The organism is Bradyrhizobium sp. SMVTL-02 (assembly GCF_051853005.1).
Taxonomy (GTDB): Bacteria; Pseudomonadota; Alphaproteobacteria; order Rhizobiales; family Xanthobacteraceae; genus Bradyrhizobium.
In genome coordinates, this window is sequence record NZ_CP182469.1 from 6427002 (window position 1) to 6443371 (window position 16370).

Below are 16370 nucleotides of genomic sequence, written 5' to 3' on the forward strand. Positions count from 1 at the left end.
CCAATTTAGCGAGGACGCACGCCAGGCTTGCCTGCCTCTGGAAACAGGAATTCGACACCCGCTCTTGCAAGCGCCGATTCGATCAGGCGAAGCACCGGATCGTTCTGCAACGGGGCGCCGTCCAATTCCTCGAGGCGACGAATGGTCGAACGCGTGGTGCCGGCAGCCTGCGCAAGATCCATCACCGACCATCGCAAGAGCCCGCGTGCGGCCCTGATTTGCGCCCCGGTGATGCGGTGGGCACCAGAACGCGATGTATTGCGGTCGAGATCAACACTGATACCGAGCCACTCCTTGATATTTCCTCCATCATCGAGCACCGGCTGTCCGGTCGATCGCTTCCATTTGAAACTGCCATCGGGCTGAATGATACGGTGCACGACATCGTAGCCACGCTTTTCCCGGCTTGCCTCGTCGCGAACTCGGATCATCTTCTCCTGGTCATCCGGATGAATGAGCTGCAGCCAACCCGATTGCGACGCAACGGCCTGGCTGCCATGGTCGCAGTTGACGAACTCGTGGATTCGACCGTCCGATTTGGCGATCCATACCACTGCTCCGGCTGCCTTGATCAGGGCACGGTACCGCTCATCGGCAATCCGCAGCTGGTTGAGCTGGTCCTCGCGAGCCGTGATATCCGTGCAGATGCCGATGGCCTTCTCTGCGGCCCCTTCCGGATCGACGAAGATGATGATCTGGCAATAGATCCAGGCGATGTTACCGCCGCGGCGTATCACGCGAAATCTTCGTTTGATGGTCGACGCCTTCTGGATGACGCGCTCGACCTCGCCCTGCGCACTGCGATCATCCGGGTGGGTCACTTGGAGAATGGCCGCAAAGGATGGTGTTACCATTCCCGGCTCGATACCCAGAAGATCATAATACCCGCGCGACCACCTCATCGCGTTCGCACGCAGATCCCAGCACCACAGGCCGCACCGCAGTTCACGCTCGATAACGCCGAAGCTTTCTTCGGTACCCTCCTTCAAGAGGTCCAACATTTTTTTGCTCTTGATGATCCAAAGACCTAACAGTTAGCGAAGTTAGGAATGTTGTCCAGCCTTATGCCAGCCTGGTCTGACTTGCGTTGAATGGCGGTGACATCGATCGAGATCGATATGGCGGAAGCCACCGCTCGCCGACAGATCAGTGGCGATGACCAGCATGCATCTTCCGAGCATGGGCAAATGATGCGTTCGCCTCGCTGCTGGGGCTACGAAAGCAGCTACCGCCGCGTCCAGCGATGGCTGAAACGCACTGATCGATAGTCTCGAATGCGCAGCTGCGCACCCCCGAGTCATAGTCTAGTCGGCAGAACGCGTATTCCTGTGTCGCGTTCAGCTCGGCAGGGATTAGAATCGCCGCGACTGTTGACGCTGCGACAATGGCGGCGAGGCCGAAAGTTCTGTCCATACTTGTTCCGTAATCCGATCGGTGCTGGGATGCACGGCACCCTCAGCGAGAGTGCCTCATATCTAGGCTTGCTCGCAGGGCTAGTCGCAGACCAGATACCTGCGATGGCGGCTGTAAACGTAACGGCAATCACCGCTCGTGTCGTAGCTCGAGCGCGCCCCGCCGTAGGCGTAGCCGGTGTAGGTGCCGGCTGCGTAGGCGCCGGCATAGGCCGCCGCGCGCGCTCCATAGCCATAGCCATAGCCATAGCCGTGCTCACCGCCGTAGCGATTGCCGGCTCCACCGATATTGACCGCCGTGGTCCGCGCGGCGCCCACTACAGCCGGCCCGCCACCGGCACCTCGCGTTGCGAGATCAACGCGGGGCCCGGCTGCTGGACCGAGGCGAGGGCCGGGACCGGCGACAGGGGCGGCGGGACCGGGAGCCGCGATCGCGGGGGGACCTGCTGGAGCCATCGGCGGAGGGCCGGCGGGCGCCATCGGAGGCGGCGGCGGAAATTGCGCAAATGCAATGGACGGAGCGAGCGAACTCGCCGCGACCGTCACCGTGACAGCAAAGGCTGATAGCGTCTTCGAGAGCATCGTCGTCTCCGTTCTAGATTTGGGGCTCGAGCACACGCTGCGGGGCATGGCGAGCGGGCCCGTGTTCGGCGGGCGCATCGTTCGCAACGGCTTCGACCTCATGTGAAGGTGCTTCATCCGCATGATCCGGACGGATCCGGAACCACGCCACATACAGCGCCGGCAGGAACAGCAGCGTCAGCAGCGTGCCGACGATGATGCCGCCCATCATGGCATAGGCCATCGGGCCCCAGAAAATCTCGCGCGCGATTGGAATGAGCGCGAGGCTTGCCGCGGCCGCCGTAAGCAGGATCGGCCGCATGCGATTCTCGGTCGCTTCCACGACGGCATCCCAAGCCGGCCTGCCCTCCTTCTTGAGATCCTCGATCTGCACGATCAGGATCACGGAGTTTCGGACCAGGATGCCGATGAGGGCGAGCACGCCGAGGATTGCGACGAAGCCCAGCGGCGCACCGCTCGGCAGCATGGCCACGACGACGCCGATCAACGCGAGCGGCGCGACTGCGAATACCAGGAACAGGCGCGAAAAGCTCTGCAGCTGCACCATCAGCACGGTCGCCATGACGAACAGCATCAATGGCACGACCGCGATGATCGGCCCCTGGCTCTTGGCGCTTTCTTCCACTGAGCCGCCGATCTTGAGCGCGTAGCCCGCGGGCAGCTGCTTTGCAAACTCCGCTACTTTCGGCGCGAGCTGGTCGACGACCGTCTTCGGCTGAACGTCGCTGACGACGGCGGCCTTCAGCGTGATCGTCGGAATCCGCGCGCGCCGCCAGATCGTGGGCTGCTCCAGCTCGTAGCGCAGATTGGCGACGGCCCCGAGCGGGACCGATTGGCCGCCAAGCCCGGTCATCTGCAAGTCGCGTAGCGTGTCGATCGAGGCGCGTTCCGGCGCAGTCGCTCGTCCCGTGACATTGACCAGATAGATGCTGTCACGCACCTGCGTGATCGGCGAGCCCTGGAGCACCGAGTTCAGGGTGGTGGCGATGTCTTCCGAGGTGACGCCGAGCTGGCGCGCCTTGTCCTGGAGCACGTCGACCTTGACGACGCGCGCGGGCTCCATCCAGTCGAAAACCACGTTGCCGAGGTCAGGACTGCTGCGAATGACGCCTGCAAGCTTCTGCGACAGTGCGCGGACCTCGGCGACGTCGGGGCCGCTCAGGCGGTATTGTACCGGACGTCCCACGGGAGGGCCGACCTCGAGCAGCTTGACGTAGGTGTCGGTGCCCGGAAAGGTCTTCCTCAAATAGTCCTCGAACTGCGACTTGACCTTGTCGCGCGCGGCGATGCCGCCTTTGGTCACGATCACCTGCTGGCCGAACCAGGTGTTGGCGGTCTGCAGATCAAACGAGAGCACGAAGCGGGGCGCACCGGTGCCGACATAGGTGGACCAGTGCTCGACCGAACTATTGCCCTGCAACTGATCGCGCTCGAAGCGAGCCATCTGCGCGTTGGTCTCGGTGATCGAAGCGTTCTGCGGCAGGTTCCAGTCGATGACGAGCTCGGCACGGTCGGACGAGGGGAAAAACTGCTGTTGCACGAACTGCAGGCCGAACAACGCGAGAAGGAAGGCGCCGGCCGTCACCGCGACGGTGCTCCAGCGGTGATGCATGCAGAACAGCAGCAGGCGCGCGAAGATCTGCGCCAGGCGCCCCTTCTGCTCGTGATGTCCCTTCATTCTGGCCGGCAGGATGGTGACACCGAGAAGCGGCGTGAACAACACGGCCACGATCCATGAGACGATCAGAGATACCGCGATCACCACGAACAAGGTGAAGGTGAACTCGCCGGCGTTGCTGCTGTTGAGCCCGATCGGGATGAAGCCGGCCACGGTGACAAGCGTTCCGGTCAGCATCGGAAATGCGGTCGACGTATAGACGTGGGTTGCCGCCTTTTCGAGAGGATCGCCGATCTCGAGCCGCGCCACCATCATTTCGACCGCGATCATGGCGTCGTCGACCAGCAGGCCAAGCGCGATGATCAGGGCCCCCAGCGAAATGCGCTGCAGCGAGATGCCGCAATAGGCCATCACGACGAAGGTGATCGCGAGCACGAGCGGAATGGCGATGGCGACCACGAGCCCCGCCCGCAAGCCCAGGCTCAGGAAGCTGATGCCGAGCACGATGATCACGGCCTCGAACAGCGCTTCGGTGAAACCCGAAACGGCATGCTCGACCACGACCGGCTGGTCGGCCACGAGGTGCACGCCGACGCCGATCGGCAGGTCGGCGATGATCCTGGTCATCTCCTCCTTCAGCGCCTCGCCGAACTGGAGCAGGTTGGCACCGGATTTCATGCCGATCGCGAGCGCAATGGCGGGCTGACCGTTGTATCTGAACAGCGTCGACGGCGGATCGGCGTAGCCACGCGTGATGGTCGCAACATCGGTCAGCGGGAAGAAGCGGTCGTTGATGCGGAGATTGACCCCTTTGAGGCTCGCCTCGGAGGCGAACTGACCATTCACGCGGACGCTGATCCGCTCCGGCCCCTCCTGGAACACGCCGGAGGGCGCAACCGCGTTCTGCCCTTGCAGCGAATTCATGATGGCGTGGATATCGAGGCCGAGCGCTGCGATCTTGCGGGTAGAAAATTCGAGATAAATCACCTCGTCCTGCGCGCCGAGAATGTCGACCTTGCCGACATCGGGCACGGTCAACACCTTGGCCCGGATGTCCTCGACCTGGTCGCGGAGCTGTCGCTGGCTCAAGCCGTCGCTGGTGAAGGCATAGACGTTGCCGAAGACGTCACCGAAACGGTCGTTGAAACCGGGGCCGATCACGCCTTGCGGGAAATCGCCCCTGATGTCTGCGATCATGTTGCGAACGCGCACCCAGGTCGGCTTGACGTCGGCCGCCTTGGTCGAATCGCGCAAGTAGACGAAGACGGTGGTCTGACCCGCAACCGTCACGCTCTTGGTGTAGTCGAGCGATTCCAGCTCCTCCAGCTTCTTCTCGATCCGGTCGGTGACCTGGCGCGTCATCTCCTCGGGCGAGGCGCCCGGCCACTGCGCCTGGATCACCATGGTCTTGATGGTGAAGTCAGGATCCTCCTGCCGTCCCAGCTGGAGATAGGCAAACAGGCCGGCCGCCATGAAGGCGATCATGAAATACCAGACGAGGGAACGATGGCCGAGCGCCCAGTCGGAGAGGTTGAACGACTTCATGGCTCTTGATCCTGTTCGAAGCGGACGTGCTGTCCCGGTTTGAGGCTGTGAATTCCGGCGGTGACGACGCGGGTGCCTGCGGCAAGCCCGCCGGTGACGCGGATGCCCGCCTGCTCGGCGACACCATCGATCTTCTGCAGCGAGACGGTGCCGGCGGACTGATCGACCACCCAGACGAAATCGGCGCCATCCCTGGCGAGCACCGCCGATGCGGGCAGGCGCAAGACCTTGCTCTCATCCTTGCCGAGCTTTGCCGTGACGGTCGCGCCGAGACGGAAGCTTTCGGGCGGGTTATCGAGCGCAATCCGGACGCGTCGCAGCCGTGTCACCGGATCGGCTTGCGGCGCGATTTCGCGAATTCTGCCCTCGACCTGAACGGCGGGGAGGAGCTGCAGGCTGACGCTGAACGGTAGACCGACTTCGAGCGGCACAGGCAGGTCCTCCCCGATATCGACGACCGCCTCGCGAATGTCCGGGCGCGCGACCGTCACCACGGTTTGACCGGGCGAGACCACCTGGCCGACTTCCGCGCCGACGGCGGTGACGACGCCGCCGAAGTCGGCCTTGATCTGGGCATAGCCGAGCTGCTCGATCGCCTTGGTCAAATTCGCCTGCTCCTGTGCAACGCTTGCTTCGGCGCCGGCGCGGGCCTGTTCGGCATTATCCAGCGTCTGCCTGGTGGTCGCATCGCTGGTGATGAGCGTGCGCTGCCGCTCCTCCGTGGCCTTGGCCTTCTCGAGTTGCGCCTCGGCCTTAGCAAGCTGGGCTTTGGCCGCGCGAACGGCGAGATCGAGTGCGGTGGGATCAATCGTCCCGATGATTTGTCCTTCGCTGACGATGTCGCCAACGTAGACCGGACGCGAAGTCAGCCGTCCGAGTACGCGAAAGCCAAGGTTGGTTTTATAGCGCGGCTCGACGACGCCCACGGCAATCGTGCTGTCACCGCTATTCGGCTTGGCCACCATTGAGAGCACGGGGCGCACGGGCTCCGGCGCGTTCGTCTCCTGCTGGCAGCCGGTGAGCAACGGGGCCGCCGCGAGCGTGCCGGCGATCAGCATGACCTGTCGCTTCATGATTGACCTCCCTCCTCAGTGACCGACTGACCGACGCTCAGAAGCTTGCCGCCGTCGACGACGACGCGCTCGCCGGGCTCGAGGCCTGCCTTGATCAGCACCTGACCGGCCTCATAGGCGCCGACCGTGACGGGCTTCAGCGACGCTGTCTGCGTTTTCGTGTCTACGGTCCAGACGGCAGGCCTGCTACCCACGGCCATCAGCGCGCTCCAGGGCAGGGTGATCTCCTTTTGAGCTTTCGCCTTCACCGTTCCCGAGACGGCGCTGCCCAGCGTCAACGCAGCCGGCGGGTTCTCGATGGACACTTTGACGCGGATCGTGGAGCTCTTCGCGTCGATCGCCGGTGAAATCTCTCTCACCTCTCCCGTCGCTGCCACGCCGGGATCGGAGACGAGCGCCAGCGTCACGCAGCGGCTGTCGGTCTGGCCAAGGAAGACGGATTCGTAGACCTCGAAGACGGCATCGCGCTCCCCGTCCTGAGCAAGCGAGAACACGGGTTGTGCAGCCGGAACGACCTGCCCGACCTCGAGATTTCGTGCGGTAATGACGCCGTCCGCTTCAGCGCGCAGGACGGTATATCCGAGCGCATCGCGCGAGGTGCCCAGTTGCGCCTGGGCCGCCTCCAGCACACCCTCTGCGGTTCGCAGACCTTCCTGGGCCTGGTCGTAAACGGTCCGGGTGGTGAAGCCGCTTGCGATCAGCGCTTTCTGCCGCTCGAACGTAGCCTTCGCCACCCGCAGCTGGGCTTCGGCGGAGGCCACTGCCGCGGTCGCGGCATCGACATCAGCCTGTTGCTCGGCCGGATCGAGCCGGGCGAGGACGTCGCCCTTGTTGACGTGAGCACCAACGTCCACGGTGCGAGCGATCACACGTCCGCTGACGCGGAACGAAAGGTCGGCACGGAAGCGCGCCTGAACCTCTCCAGTCAACGTGATGGCGGCTTGCCGGTCGCGCGGCTGCACGATCGTGGTCCGGACCAGCGTTGCCCGTGGGGTCGTCTGCGCCGCGTGATCGTTGCAACCCGTCAACGCAATGCTGACGAGCACGGTCGCTGCGGCGAGGGCCTTCCCCACATGTGGCGTCCGAACGGGGGTCAAGAATTGGCTCGTCATGGCGCGTCCGTATGGTGGGAAGGTGACAACAGCCCGCCAAGCGCGTCGGCGAATTGGCGGGGGACGACCATTTGGCCTCCTTGCTGGCGCAGTCGTCCCGCAAAGGGATCGGTCTCAACGGTGGGCCCGCGTTGACCGGTTGCTGCGCTTGCCGTGAGCACCGCGTCGTTTGAAGCGGTGGCCCGAATGCGGCGCGGAGCCTTTATCTGGCGCCTTGCGATCGCCCAGTTTGCGCCGCGTTCGCGTTCGGTCAGCGGGAACGAGAGGACAATCGAGGTGAATTCGGGGCCGAAACCCTGCTCAACACGGCCGCCGAGCGCCCGCGCGATATCCCTGGCAATTCGCAATTCGCGGTCGGAAGTCTCCCGCGCGGGACGCGAGCCGTTGTCCAGGATCACGCAGTTCACCAGCGCACCGGTACGCGTCAGCTTGACCCTGATCTGCCCTGCCCGTGCGTCGAAACAAGCGTGCCTTGTCGCGTGCATCACGAGCTCATGGACGATCAGCCCCAGATGCCAGCAGCGCTGCGGCTGAAGCGCGAGGGACTGGGTCGCGAATGCCAGCTGAACCTTCATCCGGTCCAGGACCGCCCGGCGCATGCCACAGCCCAGTTTGCGAATGTAGGTCGCGGCCTGGATCAGCGTTTCACCGGCGGGCATGGCCAACGCACGATGCACATCGGCGTAGCCATGCAGCAGCTCGACGACATCGCTGAGCGCGCACTTGGCTTCCGTCCCCTCGACCCGGATGGCGGCGGCGGAGACCAGGTCGATGGCGAAGGCAACACCGTTGGTGACCCTATGATGCAGCTCGCGCAACAGCGCGCCTTCCTGCAAACCGGGCCGGTCCGGGTTCAAAACAGTCACGACATTCTCCTATTCGACGCGAACGATCGGGGCGAACGCCCCACCTTTGCGACCCCGATTTTTCGGGAGCACTCGCCAAGCCTGCGAAGCGCGGACTTGATGCTTTAATAAACTATACCGTATATTTTTCTTTTTCTTGCCTTTCTTCACCCGCCGTGTCAAGTCGGAAAGCAATGCGCACAGACTCGTGAATTCGGAGGTCCGAAATGAAGAAGACGAAACGTGGCAGACCGCCCAAGGATCTTGCCGGCGACGCGCAGGCGCGAATCCTCGACGCCGCCCAGCAGCTGTTTCTGGAGAAGGGCTATCGCAGCGCCAGCATCGACGACATTTCCGAACTCGCGCCGGCGAGCAAGCCGACGATCTATGCCCACTTCCCCGGCAAGGAAGCGCTGTTCGCGGCGGTGGTGGCCCGCACCATCGGTGGGCTGACGAACTTCGAGGGCTTCTCGCCGGAAGGGCGCACCATCGAAGACAAGCTGATGAGCCTCGGCACCGCCATCGTCGAGAGGGTTGTGGCGGAATCATTGGGTATGGTGCGCGCGACCATTGCGGAATCGCAGCGCTTTCCTGAACTGAGCCGGAACGTTCACGACGCTGCCCGCGATCGCTCCCTGGCCGCGGTGTCCCAGCTGCTGGACGACGCCACGCAGAAGCTCGCGCGCACCCCGCGGGGCCCTTTCAGCGCCAAGCGAAGCCGTGCTACCGCGCAGATCTTTCTCGACCTGATTCTCCTACCGATGCTGTTTCGGTCGCTGGTCGGTGAAACTCAGAAGGACCTGAAGAAGGAGCTTCCGGGATTCGTGCGCGAGCGCGTCGGCTTCTTCCTGGCAGCCTGCGAGACGGACTGGTCGTACTAGCTGTCTTCTTTAGGAAGGCCAGCTTGGAAGCATTCGCATCAGCCGGCGGCCTTGAGCTGCACGCGAGCTGTCATCCCGGCCGGCTGCAGGAATGGCGTGAGACGCAAGGCGCCCTTACAAAATCCCAACATCTCGTCGAAGCTTGGCCGCAGCGTCGCTGCCCCGACCCGCGATGGATTGAGATGAACATCCATGGCTTCCAGCAGGCAGCAGGTCAGCGCCATCGGACTGCCGCCCTGCAGTTCGCCGCGTGCTTGCCCGGTGCCGATGATCGGTCGCACCAGCCCTCGGATCCTGTCGTCGTAGGTGAGAACGACCGTCCAGTTCTGCCGAACAGCGAGGGTTAGCAGGTCTTGCAATCGTCGATGTTTCGCGGGTCGAGCTTCATTGCAGTCGGCAATTGCCTTCAGGATTGCGGCCAGGCGCCGCAGCACTGGCCCACTGCCGCGGGCGGCTTCAGTCGCCGCACTGACGGCCTCCTCGAGCACCTCCTGCACCACAGCCTCCTCGATCGCCCGCCTAGAGGGAAAGAACCGATAGACGTTGGCTGAGGACATCGACACGTGCCGCGCAATATCTGCGACGGTGGTCTTGTTGTGTCCCATCTCGCCATAGAGATGGATGGCAGCCTGCACGATCCCGCGGCGGGTGCTGCTCGTTCGATCTTCAATCTGCCTGCGCATAACGTCTCTCACTGCGCTGGAATGTTCATCAGCTCGCGGCGGCAGGCCTCTCCGAACTCGCGCAAGGGATCCATTTCCTCGATGAATTTGGGGAGATCGACGAACGTGCGATTTGGCGACAGATACGTTTCGATGATCAGGTGCCCGGCTCTCTCGGCAGCCTGAACGACCTCGTTGCTCGACAAGATCCGCATGCGTCCGACCAGCGTATAGAGGCTGACCAGTTGCGGGATTTCGGCCTGATCATTGACCAGGGCCTCGGCATAGAGCCGTGATGCCTCCTCGATGAAACTATGGTACAATTGTTCGCGCTTCGAGAACGAGCGGGCATGATGAAGCTCGCGACGCCTTCGGCGACCGCTAAACCATCCACTGACGATGGTCGAGAGCGCGCCGAATGCAGAGCCGCCGAAGGCAGCCAGGGCCGGGATATAGACCGTGCTCATAAGATCGCTCCTGTCTCCTGTCGCAGTGCGGATGTGGCTCAAGGCAGCGCCTCGTCACATCACGCCGCGACTTCGCTCGTTATCTGCCCCGGACTGATCCGGTGGACGCCTGCTCGAACACCGCTTTGCAGCCTTCGCTCAGATCCGATTTCCTGAGCCGCAGGCAGGCTTCGACTCCGGATGGATCGGGAATGTAGGCACTGCACAGGCGAAAGGCGTCTGGCGTGCAAGCCGCTCGCTGCTCGGGTGTGCCCCGGTTCTCCTGGGCAAAAGCTGTTGCGCTGCCAAGCGCGACTACGGCCGCTGCGAACAACGCCGGCATCAATCTCTTCATGTGATATCCCTTCTCTGCTCGAGGCTTCTGGTCGAACCTGGCGGAGCCTCGCCGCCTTGATCCTGCACACGCGCTTGTGACGCACCCGTCTTGACTTCGGTCGCGGCGCGTGATTTATATGAACTATACGGTGTATTTTATTAAGGAGACGCGGAATGTCAACCTTGCTGTTCGCGTTGATGCGCGAAAATCCGTTGCCCGGCCTCGCCGCCGCATCGCTGAACGTCATTGTCGCGTTGTGCCTCGTGGCACTGAGCGTGCTGCTTGGCATCACGGTCGGGATGATCGCGTGGGCTCATACGCTTGCCGGGCGCCAGCCCGGCACCGTTCGGCTGGAGCGGAGGACGGTTGCATGACACCGGCCCTGCTGATCGCCCGTGACTGCATCATCTACTGGGTCAACGTCTGGATCGCGCCGGTCGAATGCGTGTTCGACGCGATCGAGTCCGAACTCGCGCGCAGAGGCATTGCGCCTGATGAAATCGACCGCCTCACGCAGACGGTGTGAGGGTGGACTGGAAACCGAGATGCTGAACTTCATCGAAGTCTTTGACGGGATGGAAGTTGACGCGACCAGCGGCGAGGTGGTGTGGACTGGTGTGACCGGAACACGGACAGCGCTCCAGCGTGACGGACTCATGATCGATCCGAAGGCCGCAGCCTATTGTCCAACCGAATGGCTCGACGAGCGTGGCTATCTCGACGCCGAACGTGCGCGCCGGCATCCGCGCCCGTGGAGTATCTGACGATGTGGCAGAGTGATGCCGTTGTCGGGAGCCGCGTGCCGTGAGCCGACGATCCGTCATGTCAATGCACGCGAGCCGATCGAACGACACCGCCCTTCCCTTGCGCGGCTATTTTCTGTCGGTCGGCGCCGCCCTGCTCTGCTTGCTTTGGGCCACCGCTTGGGTGCTTCCGGCCCGACTGCCAAGCCGCTTCGCGGAGCCGGATCCTGCGCGGCCTGCGATCCGCATCCACTCCGACGTGAAGGGGCCGGAGCGCGTCGTGATCGATACCAACCAGCCCCTGCCCACGCTCTCCGACAAGGAGATCGTCGTGGCTCACACGCCCGTCGCAAGCGATTAACCAATCAGACCGAGATTGATCCGATGTCGAAGCAGCATTTGTTTGCCCTGATCATGTGGTCCGCCACGCTCGCCGCGACCGCCGCCGTCGCTGACGTACAAAAATCTGCAGATGCAGACAGCCGAAGCGCGAGCGCGCAAAGCCAGGCCGAAGAGGCCGCTATCCAACGCGTGCTCTCCGAATTCCGCACCATACGCGTCCCGCTCAGCCGGGCGATGGCGATCGCGGAGCGCCTGCATGACGGTTCCAAGACCACCGACATCAGCTTCGAGATCGACGGCCCGCCCGTCCACCGCGTTCGCACGATCCGGAATGAGCACGTGTGGGAGAACGCCATCGACGCAAACACCGGAAGCATCACGGGCAGAGAGATGACGTCCTCGCTGAAGGAGCTCGATCGGGAAGACCTCGCCAACATCGTCGCCTTGAAATGGATCAAGCCGGAATTGTCGGATGCCGTGCAGGTCGCCGAGAAAGCGGCGGCCGGCAGCGCGCTGGCCGGTGGGCTGATCCGACAGGACGGCAAACTCAACTTCGTGATCGTGGTCGCCTCCGGGGACCATTTGAAAGAGGTGCTGCTCGAGCCTCCCAAGGTCGGAAAGCAAGACACGAGTCGCCACTAACACGAGCATGTTCATCAGCACTCAAAGAGCACACACGCCATGAACTTCCAGCCCCGATCACAACTCTCATCCGCACAACGGCAGCTTCCTTTCGACTGCATCGCGCTGCTGTTGCAGGGCGGGGGTGCGCTTGGCGCGTACCAGGCGGGCGTGTACGAAGCCCTGGCCGAAGCCAGCATTCATCCCGACTGGGTTGCTGGCATCTCGATCGGAGCTATCAATGCCGCGATCATTGCCGGGAACGCGCCCGAGTCCCGTGTCGACCGCCTCCGCGATTTCTGGACCCAGGTCACCTCGACGGCACCCTGGCATTGGTCCGGCAATCCCTTTCTGGATTGGGCGCGGAGCGACAATACGCGTAACCTCATCAACCAGATGAGCGCCGGTCTTGCGGCCACCTGTGGCGCCACCGGTTTCTTCTCCGCCCGTCCCGTCCTGCCCTGGCTACAGCCAGGCGGAGCCAGCGATGCGACCAGCATCTATGACACCCGCGCGCTCAAGGCCACGCTGGAGCGCCTGGTTGACTTCGATCGTCTTAACGCCGGGCTGACGCGCTTCAGCGCCGGCGCGGTCAACGTCCGAACCGGTAATTTCGTCTATTTCGAGAACACGACTCATACGATCCGGCCCGAGCACATCATGGCGAGCGGCGCGCTGCCGCCGGGCTTTCCGGCGGTGGAGATCGAGGGCGAGCACTATTGGGACGGCGGTCTCGTTTCCAATACGCCGCTGCAATGGGTGATCGAATCGGATGCTCCGCAGGACATACTCGCATTCCAGGTCGACCTCTGGAGCGCCCGCGGTCAACTTCCCCGCAACATGGCTGAGGTCGTCACGCGGCACAAGGAAATCCAGTATTCGAGCCGCACGCGCGCCAGCACCGACCAGTTCAAGCATGTGCAGCGCCTGCGGCGCGCACTAACGGATCTGCTGGGGAGGCTGCCCGACGATCTCAGCCAGCATGAGACCGTGAAACTGCTCAGCACGGCGGTCTCGCGGAACGTCTACAACATCGTCCACCTGATCTACCGCGCGCGCAATCACGAGGGGCACTCCAAGGACTACGAGTTCTCGCGCCTGTCGATGCAGGACCACTGGCAAGCCGGCTATCACGACGCACTGCGCACTCTGCGCCATCCCGAGGTGCTCGCTCGGCCTTCGAGCCCCGACGGGGTCTTCACCTTCGATCTCGAACACGACGGCCGCGAGTAGTCCAACCTCATCGCCTGGAGATAGCGCAAATGCGCGAGACTGATGTGAAACAACGTGCCTTCGCCATGCCGCTGACCAGCCCGGCCTACCCGCCCGGGCCATACCGGTTCGTCGATCGCGAATACCTGATCATCACCTATCGGACCGATCCGACAAGGCTCCGGGCAGTGGTTCCAGGTCCGCTCGAGGTCGACGAGCGGGAAGCTCTCGTCAAATACGAGTTCATCCGCATGCCCGATTCCAACGGCTTTGGCGACTACACGGAAAGCGGACAGGTCATCCCCGTCTCCTTCCGTGGACGAAAGGGCGGCTACACACATTGCATGTTCCTCAACGACGAAGGACCCATTGCGGGTGGACGCGAGCTGTGGGGATTTCCGAAGAAGCTCGCCCAACCGACCCTGCGAACCGAGATCGACACGCTGATCGGCACGCTGGATTACGGCCCGCTCCGGGTCGCCACGGGGACAATGGGCTACAAGCACCGCGAGGCCGATCTGGCGAAGGTCAAGGCTGCGCTTAACGAGCCGAACTTCCTGCTCAAGATCATCCCGCACGTCGACGGCAGCCCACGCATTTGCGAGCTCGTTCAATATCATCTCGAGGACATCGTGCTGAAGGGTGCATGGACCGGACCGGCGGCGCTGGCGCTGACGCCACACGCCTTGGCGCCGGTCGCCGAACTGCCGGTGCTGGAGATCGTCTCAGCCGTCCACATCCGCGCCGACCTCACGCTCGGCCTTGGGACGGTGGTGCACGACTATCTGCAACAGCCGGCTCGCGGCACCATACGAACCGGCGAGAGAGCTCTGGTCTTCTAAGTCAAAATGCGCAGCGCGCAACTCGGCTCTGATTGTTATGTTACAAGGAAAGTGTGCGAGATGGGAATGCTGAACGGTAAGACGGCTGTCGTCACCGGCTCGACCAGCGGCATTGGTCTCGCCTGCGTGCAGGCCTTCGCCAAGGCGGGCGCTAACGTCTTGATGAATGGCATGGGCGCGCCCGCAGACATCGAGAATGAACGCGCTGCGATCGAGCGCGCTTTCGGGGTTAGGGCGATCTACTCGCCCGCGGACATGACGAAGCCGACCGAGGTCGCCGAGCTCATCGCTCTTGGCCAAAGGACCTTCGGTAGCGTTGACATTCTGGTCAACAACGCCGGCATCCAACACGTCTCGCCGATCGAGGACTTCCCTGCCGAGACGTGGGATGCGATCATCGCGATCAACTTGTCCGCCGCCTTCCATGCCATCCGCGCGGCGGTACCAGGCATGAAGACGCGCGGCTGGGGCCGCATCATCACCACGGCCTCGGCGCATTCCTTGGTCGCCTCGCCTTTCAAGTCGGCCTATGTCGCTGCCAAGCACGGCATCGCGGGCCTCACCAAGACGGTGGCGCTGGAGCTCGCCCGCTCGAAGATCACCTGCAATTGCATCAGCCCCGGCTACGTCTGGACGCCGCTCGTCGAGAAGCAAATTCCGAACACGATGGCGGCTCGTCGCATGCGGAGGGACGAGGTCATCAACGACGTCCTGCTCGCCGCGCAGCCGACCAAGGAATTCGTCACCGTCGAGCAGGTTGCTTCGCTCGCGCTGTTCCTCTGCAGCGACGCCGCCGCTCAGATCACGGGCGCCAACCTCTCGATGGATGGCGGCTGGACGGCAGCGTAGCCCGTTTCAATTCCCGGAGCCTTATCATGACTTCTCTCAAAGAGGCCGCGCGATGCGAGACCAGCCGCCCATTGCAGCTCGATCTCGCGGAACACAACAGCCTGGCCAACGCCCTGCGTAGACGCGAGGAGACCTTCAATGCGGATGTGATGCCCAGCAATGCCGAGCTGATCGCTCCGAGCGACTTCTATGCAACGATCGCTTTCGGACCATCGCGCGGTCGGACGCAGACGACCGAGGGGCAAATGGCAAGACTGTTTCCCTATCCCGCAGCCTGACAGCCGCGACATCAGACGACGAGGCGGTTGACCCAAGTCAATACGAGCTAAGCCGAGTTCGAAGAATATCGAATTCGGACAGCCAACGGGAGACGGTCATGTCGGAGCAGAGCAGCATGCATTTTTACCTCAATTGGGCCAAGGAGCGCATCAACGAAATGGATGCCGCTCTCGCCTCGTTCGAGGTCAAGGCCGGCGAGGCCAAGGCCGAATCGAAGGTCAAAGCCGAGCAGATCATCGCCGATCTGGCGAAGCGCCGCGACGAATTCAAGGCGCAGCTCAAGACACAAGCCGAAGCCGGCGAAGCGGCCTGGGCACGCAACAGGACGGAACTCGAGAAGCAGTGGAACGGCTTCGAAGCGCAGATGAAGACCTATTTCGAAAGCGCGGGCAGGCAGATCGAGCAGCAACAAGCGACGTTCAAGGACATCGCCGCCGCACAGGCAAAGGCTTGGCGCGAGGCGGCCGACAAGTTCCGTGAGGCGGCCGGAAAGGTCGCCGCAACACATACCGGAGATTTCGATGCCGCCCTCAAGCAGATGAAATCCGATGCATCCGAGGCGGAAGCGCGCCTGCAGAAGCTTAAGCAGGCCGGCACCGAGTCGTGGTCCGTGCTGAGCGCAGCACTCGCTGAATCCCGCAAGGCGTTCGATCAGGCCAATCAGGCCGCCTGGAATGCGCTTAGAGGTTCTGGCGGGAAGAGCTGACAGTTTCTGACAAGCCCCGCTGACGCCACGATTTTTTGCGGTCTCCAGCTACAAAGGCGACAAAGTCTGGTACGACCGCTGCAACTTCTCCGGCCGCTGGGTCCATTGCGTGCTGATCAACTACCCGGCAGCCGAAGAGCGCGACTGGGACCATGTCGTGACGCGCATCAGCCTTTCCCTGCACGGCAGGTGATCTGACCGACTGCGGGCGAGCGCGCTTTTCAGAGTGCGCTCAGATCCTCAGGCACTTCGCCGAACTTACG

21 protein-coding genes are annotated in these 16370 nt (G+C 63.0%); 11 read left to right on the top strand and 10 right to left on the bottom strand.

Translation table 11 applies throughout. The features are described from left to right. Positions 1–5: 5 nt before the first annotated feature. From ACNJYB_RS30670 to ACNJYB_RS30700, 7 genes are all read right to left on the bottom strand, one after another. Positions 6–1001: a PAS domain-containing protein gene (locus ACNJYB_RS30670; protein WP_439370280.1), complete on the bottom strand. Its 996-nt coding sequence runs from the start codon at positions 999–1001 to the stop codon at positions 6–8. 145 nt (positions 1002–1146) lie between these two features. Beyond that, the gene (locus tag ACNJYB_RS30675; RefSeq protein ID WP_439370281.1) at positions 1147–1413 is read right to left on the bottom strand and encodes a DUF3551 domain-containing protein; all 267 of its coding nucleotides are present in this window, start codon (positions 1411–1413) and stop codon (positions 1147–1149) included. Between the two features lie 80 nt (positions 1414–1493). Next, on the bottom strand, positions 1494–1994 hold the full coding sequence (locus ACNJYB_RS30680) for a hypothetical protein (RefSeq protein ID WP_439370282.1): 501 nt from the start codon (positions 1992–1994) through the stop codon (positions 1494–1496). 13 nt (positions 1995–2007) lie between these two features. Then, positions 2008–5157: an efflux RND transporter permease subunit gene (locus ACNJYB_RS30685; protein WP_439370283.1), complete on the bottom strand. Its 3150-nt coding sequence runs from the start codon at positions 5155–5157 to the stop codon at positions 2008–2010. Continuing rightward, positions 5154–6230, bottom strand: a complete 1077-nt coding sequence (locus tag ACNJYB_RS30690; protein ID WP_439370284.1) for an efflux RND transporter periplasmic adaptor subunit — start codon at positions 6228–6230, stop codon at positions 5154–5156. The genes ACNJYB_RS30685 and ACNJYB_RS30690 overlap by 4 nt, the downstream gene beginning before the upstream one ends. Beyond that, positions 6227–7342: an efflux RND transporter periplasmic adaptor subunit gene (locus ACNJYB_RS30695; protein WP_439370285.1), complete on the bottom strand. Its 1116-nt coding sequence runs from the start codon at positions 7340–7342 to the stop codon at positions 6227–6229. The genes ACNJYB_RS30690 and ACNJYB_RS30695 overlap by 4 nt, the downstream gene beginning before the upstream one ends. Continuing rightward, positions 7339–8208, bottom strand: coding sequence for a histidine kinase dimerization/phosphoacceptor domain -containing protein (locus ACNJYB_RS30700; protein ID WP_439370286.1), 870 nt, complete (start codon positions 8206–8208; stop codon positions 7339–7341). Before ACNJYB_RS30700 ends, ACNJYB_RS30695 begins: the two co-directional genes overlap by 4 nt. A 206-nt stretch (positions 8209–8414) precedes the next feature. Between ACNJYB_RS30700 and ACNJYB_RS30705 the strand changes: the two genes are divergently transcribed. After that, positions 8415–9068, top strand: a complete 654-nt coding sequence (locus ACNJYB_RS30705) for a TetR/AcrR family transcriptional regulator (protein WP_439370287.1) — start codon at positions 8415–8417, stop codon at positions 9066–9068. 38 nt (positions 9069–9106) lie between these two features. On the opposite strand, the gene ACNJYB_RS30710 is transcribed toward ACNJYB_RS30705, so the two are convergent. Genes ACNJYB_RS30710 through ACNJYB_RS30720 form a run of 3 tightly spaced genes read right to left on the bottom strand, consistent with a single transcriptional unit; the run spans position 9107 to position 10531 of the window. Continuing rightward, positions 9107–9751 (bottom strand): TetR/AcrR family transcriptional regulator, encoded by a 645-nt coding sequence (locus tag ACNJYB_RS30710; RefSeq protein ID WP_439370288.1) that lies wholly within the window; start codon positions 9749–9751, stop codon positions 9107–9109. Between the two features lie 8 nt (positions 9752–9759). Beyond that, a complete protein-coding gene (locus ACNJYB_RS30715; protein WP_439370289.1) occupies positions 9760–10239 on the bottom strand; it encodes a hypothetical protein in 480 nt (159 codons plus the stop codon). A gap of 37 nt (positions 10240–10276) precedes the next feature. Further along, the gene (locus ACNJYB_RS30720) at positions 10277–10531 is read right to left on the bottom strand and encodes a hypothetical protein (protein ID WP_439370290.1); all 255 of its coding nucleotides are present in this window, start codon (positions 10529–10531) and stop codon (positions 10277–10279) included. Between the two features lie 155 nt (positions 10532–10686). Between ACNJYB_RS30720 and ACNJYB_RS30725 the strand changes: the two genes are divergently transcribed. From ACNJYB_RS30725 to ACNJYB_RS30770, 10 genes are all read left to right on the top strand, one after another. Further along, on the top strand, positions 10687–10887 hold the full coding sequence (locus ACNJYB_RS30725; protein ID WP_439370291.1) for a hypothetical protein: 201 nt from the start codon (positions 10687–10689) through the stop codon (positions 10885–10887). Then, on the top strand, positions 10884–11039 hold the full coding sequence (locus ACNJYB_RS30730) for a hypothetical protein (RefSeq protein ID WP_439370292.1): 156 nt from the start codon (positions 10884–10886) through the stop codon (positions 11037–11039). Before ACNJYB_RS30725 ends, ACNJYB_RS30730 begins: the two co-directional genes overlap by 4 nt. Positions 11040–11058: 19 nt before the next feature. After that, positions 11059–11277, top strand: coding sequence for a hypothetical protein (locus tag ACNJYB_RS30735; RefSeq protein WP_439370293.1), 219 nt, complete (start codon positions 11059–11061; stop codon positions 11275–11277). A 58-nt stretch (positions 11278–11335) separates the two neighbouring features. Beyond that, on the top strand, positions 11336–11617 hold the full coding sequence (locus ACNJYB_RS30740) for a hypothetical protein (protein ID WP_439370294.1): 282 nt from the start codon (positions 11336–11338) through the stop codon (positions 11615–11617). A gap of 23 nt (positions 11618–11640) precedes the next feature. Continuing rightward, entirely contained in the window at positions 11641–12240 is a 600-nt protein-coding gene (locus ACNJYB_RS30745; protein ID WP_439370295.1) for a PepSY domain-containing protein, read from the top strand. Positions 12241–12279: 39 nt separating this feature from the next. Continuing rightward, positions 12280–13452, top strand: a complete 1173-nt coding sequence (locus tag ACNJYB_RS30750; protein WP_439370296.1) for a DUF3734 domain-containing protein — start codon at positions 12280–12282, stop codon at positions 13450–13452. A 29-nt stretch (positions 13453–13481) separates the two neighbouring features. Next, entirely contained in the window at positions 13482–14273 is a 792-nt protein-coding gene (locus ACNJYB_RS30755) for an acetoacetate decarboxylase (protein ID WP_439370297.1), read from the top strand. Positions 14274–14333: 60 nt separating this feature from the next. After that, positions 14334–15122: a 3-hydroxybutyrate dehydrogenase gene (locus ACNJYB_RS30760; RefSeq protein WP_439370298.1), complete on the top strand. Its 789-nt coding sequence runs from the start codon at positions 14334–14336 to the stop codon at positions 15120–15122. A gap of 26 nt (positions 15123–15148) precedes the next feature. Continuing rightward, positions 15149–15400 carry a hypothetical protein gene (locus tag ACNJYB_RS30765; protein ID WP_439370299.1) on the top strand — a complete coding sequence of 84 codons (252 nt, stop codon included), beginning with the start codon at positions 15149–15151 and terminating at the stop codon, positions 15398–15400. A 98-nt stretch (positions 15401–15498) separates the two neighbouring features. Next, positions 15499–16107, top strand: a complete 609-nt coding sequence (locus ACNJYB_RS30770) for a hypothetical protein (protein ID WP_439370300.1) — start codon at positions 15499–15501, stop codon at positions 16105–16107. Positions 16108–16370: the final 263 nt, after the last annotated feature.

What these genes read in the sequence shown, in the direction of transcription:
- ACNJYB_RS30670 (WP_439370280.1), bottom strand. Translation starts at nt 1,001, where the DNA reads ATGTTGGACCTCTTGAAGGAGGGTACCGAAGAAAGCTTCGGCGTTATC.
- ACNJYB_RS30675 (WP_439370281.1), bottom strand. Translation starts at nt 1,413, where the DNA reads ATGGACAGAACTTTCGGCCTCGCCGCCATTGTCGCAGCGTCAACAGTC.
- ACNJYB_RS30680 (WP_439370282.1), bottom strand. Translation starts at nt 1,994, where the DNA reads ATGCTCTCGAAGACGCTATCAGCCTTTGCTGTCACGGTGACGGTCGCG.
- ACNJYB_RS30685 (WP_439370283.1), bottom strand. Translation starts at nt 5,157, where the DNA reads ATGAAGTCGTTCAACCTCTCCGACTGGGCGCTCGGCCATCGTTCCCTC.
- ACNJYB_RS30690 (WP_439370284.1), bottom strand. Translation starts at nt 6,230, where the DNA reads ATGAAGCGACAGGTCATGCTGATCGCCGGCACGCTCGCGGCGGCCCCG.
- ACNJYB_RS30695 (WP_439370285.1), bottom strand. Translation starts at nt 7,342, where the DNA reads ATGACGAGCCAATTCTTGACCCCCGTTCGGACGCCACATGTGGGGAAG.
- ACNJYB_RS30705 (WP_439370287.1), top strand. Translation starts at nt 8,415, where the DNA reads ATGAAGAAGACGAAACGTGGCAGACCGCCCAAGGATCTTGCCGGCGAC.
- ACNJYB_RS30710 (WP_439370288.1), bottom strand. Translation starts at nt 9,751, where the DNA reads ATGCGCAGGCAGATTGAAGATCGAACGAGCAGCACCCGCCGCGGGATC.
- ACNJYB_RS30720 (WP_439370290.1), bottom strand. Translation starts at nt 10,531, where the DNA reads ATGAAGAGATTGATGCCGGCGTTGTTCGCAGCGGCCGTAGTCGCGCTT.
- ACNJYB_RS30725 (WP_439370291.1), top strand. Translation starts at nt 10,687, where the DNA reads ATGTCAACCTTGCTGTTCGCGTTGATGCGCGAAAATCCGTTGCCCGGC.
- ACNJYB_RS30730 (WP_439370292.1), top strand. Translation starts at nt 10,884, where the DNA reads ATGACACCGGCCCTGCTGATCGCCCGTGACTGCATCATCTACTGGGTC.
- ACNJYB_RS30735 (WP_439370293.1), top strand. Translation starts at nt 11,059, where the DNA reads ATGCTGAACTTCATCGAAGTCTTTGACGGGATGGAAGTTGACGCGACC.
- ACNJYB_RS30740 (WP_439370294.1), top strand. Translation starts at nt 11,336, where the DNA reads ATGTCAATGCACGCGAGCCGATCGAACGACACCGCCCTTCCCTTGCGC.
- ACNJYB_RS30745 (WP_439370295.1), top strand. Translation starts at nt 11,641, where the DNA reads ATGTCGAAGCAGCATTTGTTTGCCCTGATCATGTGGTCCGCCACGCTC.
- ACNJYB_RS30750 (WP_439370296.1), top strand. Translation starts at nt 12,280, where the DNA reads ATGAACTTCCAGCCCCGATCACAACTCTCATCCGCACAACGGCAGCTT.
- ACNJYB_RS30755 (WP_439370297.1), top strand. Translation starts at nt 13,482, where the DNA reads ATGCGCGAGACTGATGTGAAACAACGTGCCTTCGCCATGCCGCTGACC.
- ACNJYB_RS30760 (WP_439370298.1), top strand. Translation starts at nt 14,334, where the DNA reads ATGGGAATGCTGAACGGTAAGACGGCTGTCGTCACCGGCTCGACCAGC.
- ACNJYB_RS30765 (WP_439370299.1), top strand. Translation starts at nt 15,149, where the DNA reads ATGACTTCTCTCAAAGAGGCCGCGCGATGCGAGACCAGCCGCCCATTG.
- ACNJYB_RS30770 (WP_439370300.1), top strand. Translation starts at nt 15,499, where the DNA reads ATGTCGGAGCAGAGCAGCATGCATTTTTACCTCAATTGGGCCAAGGAG.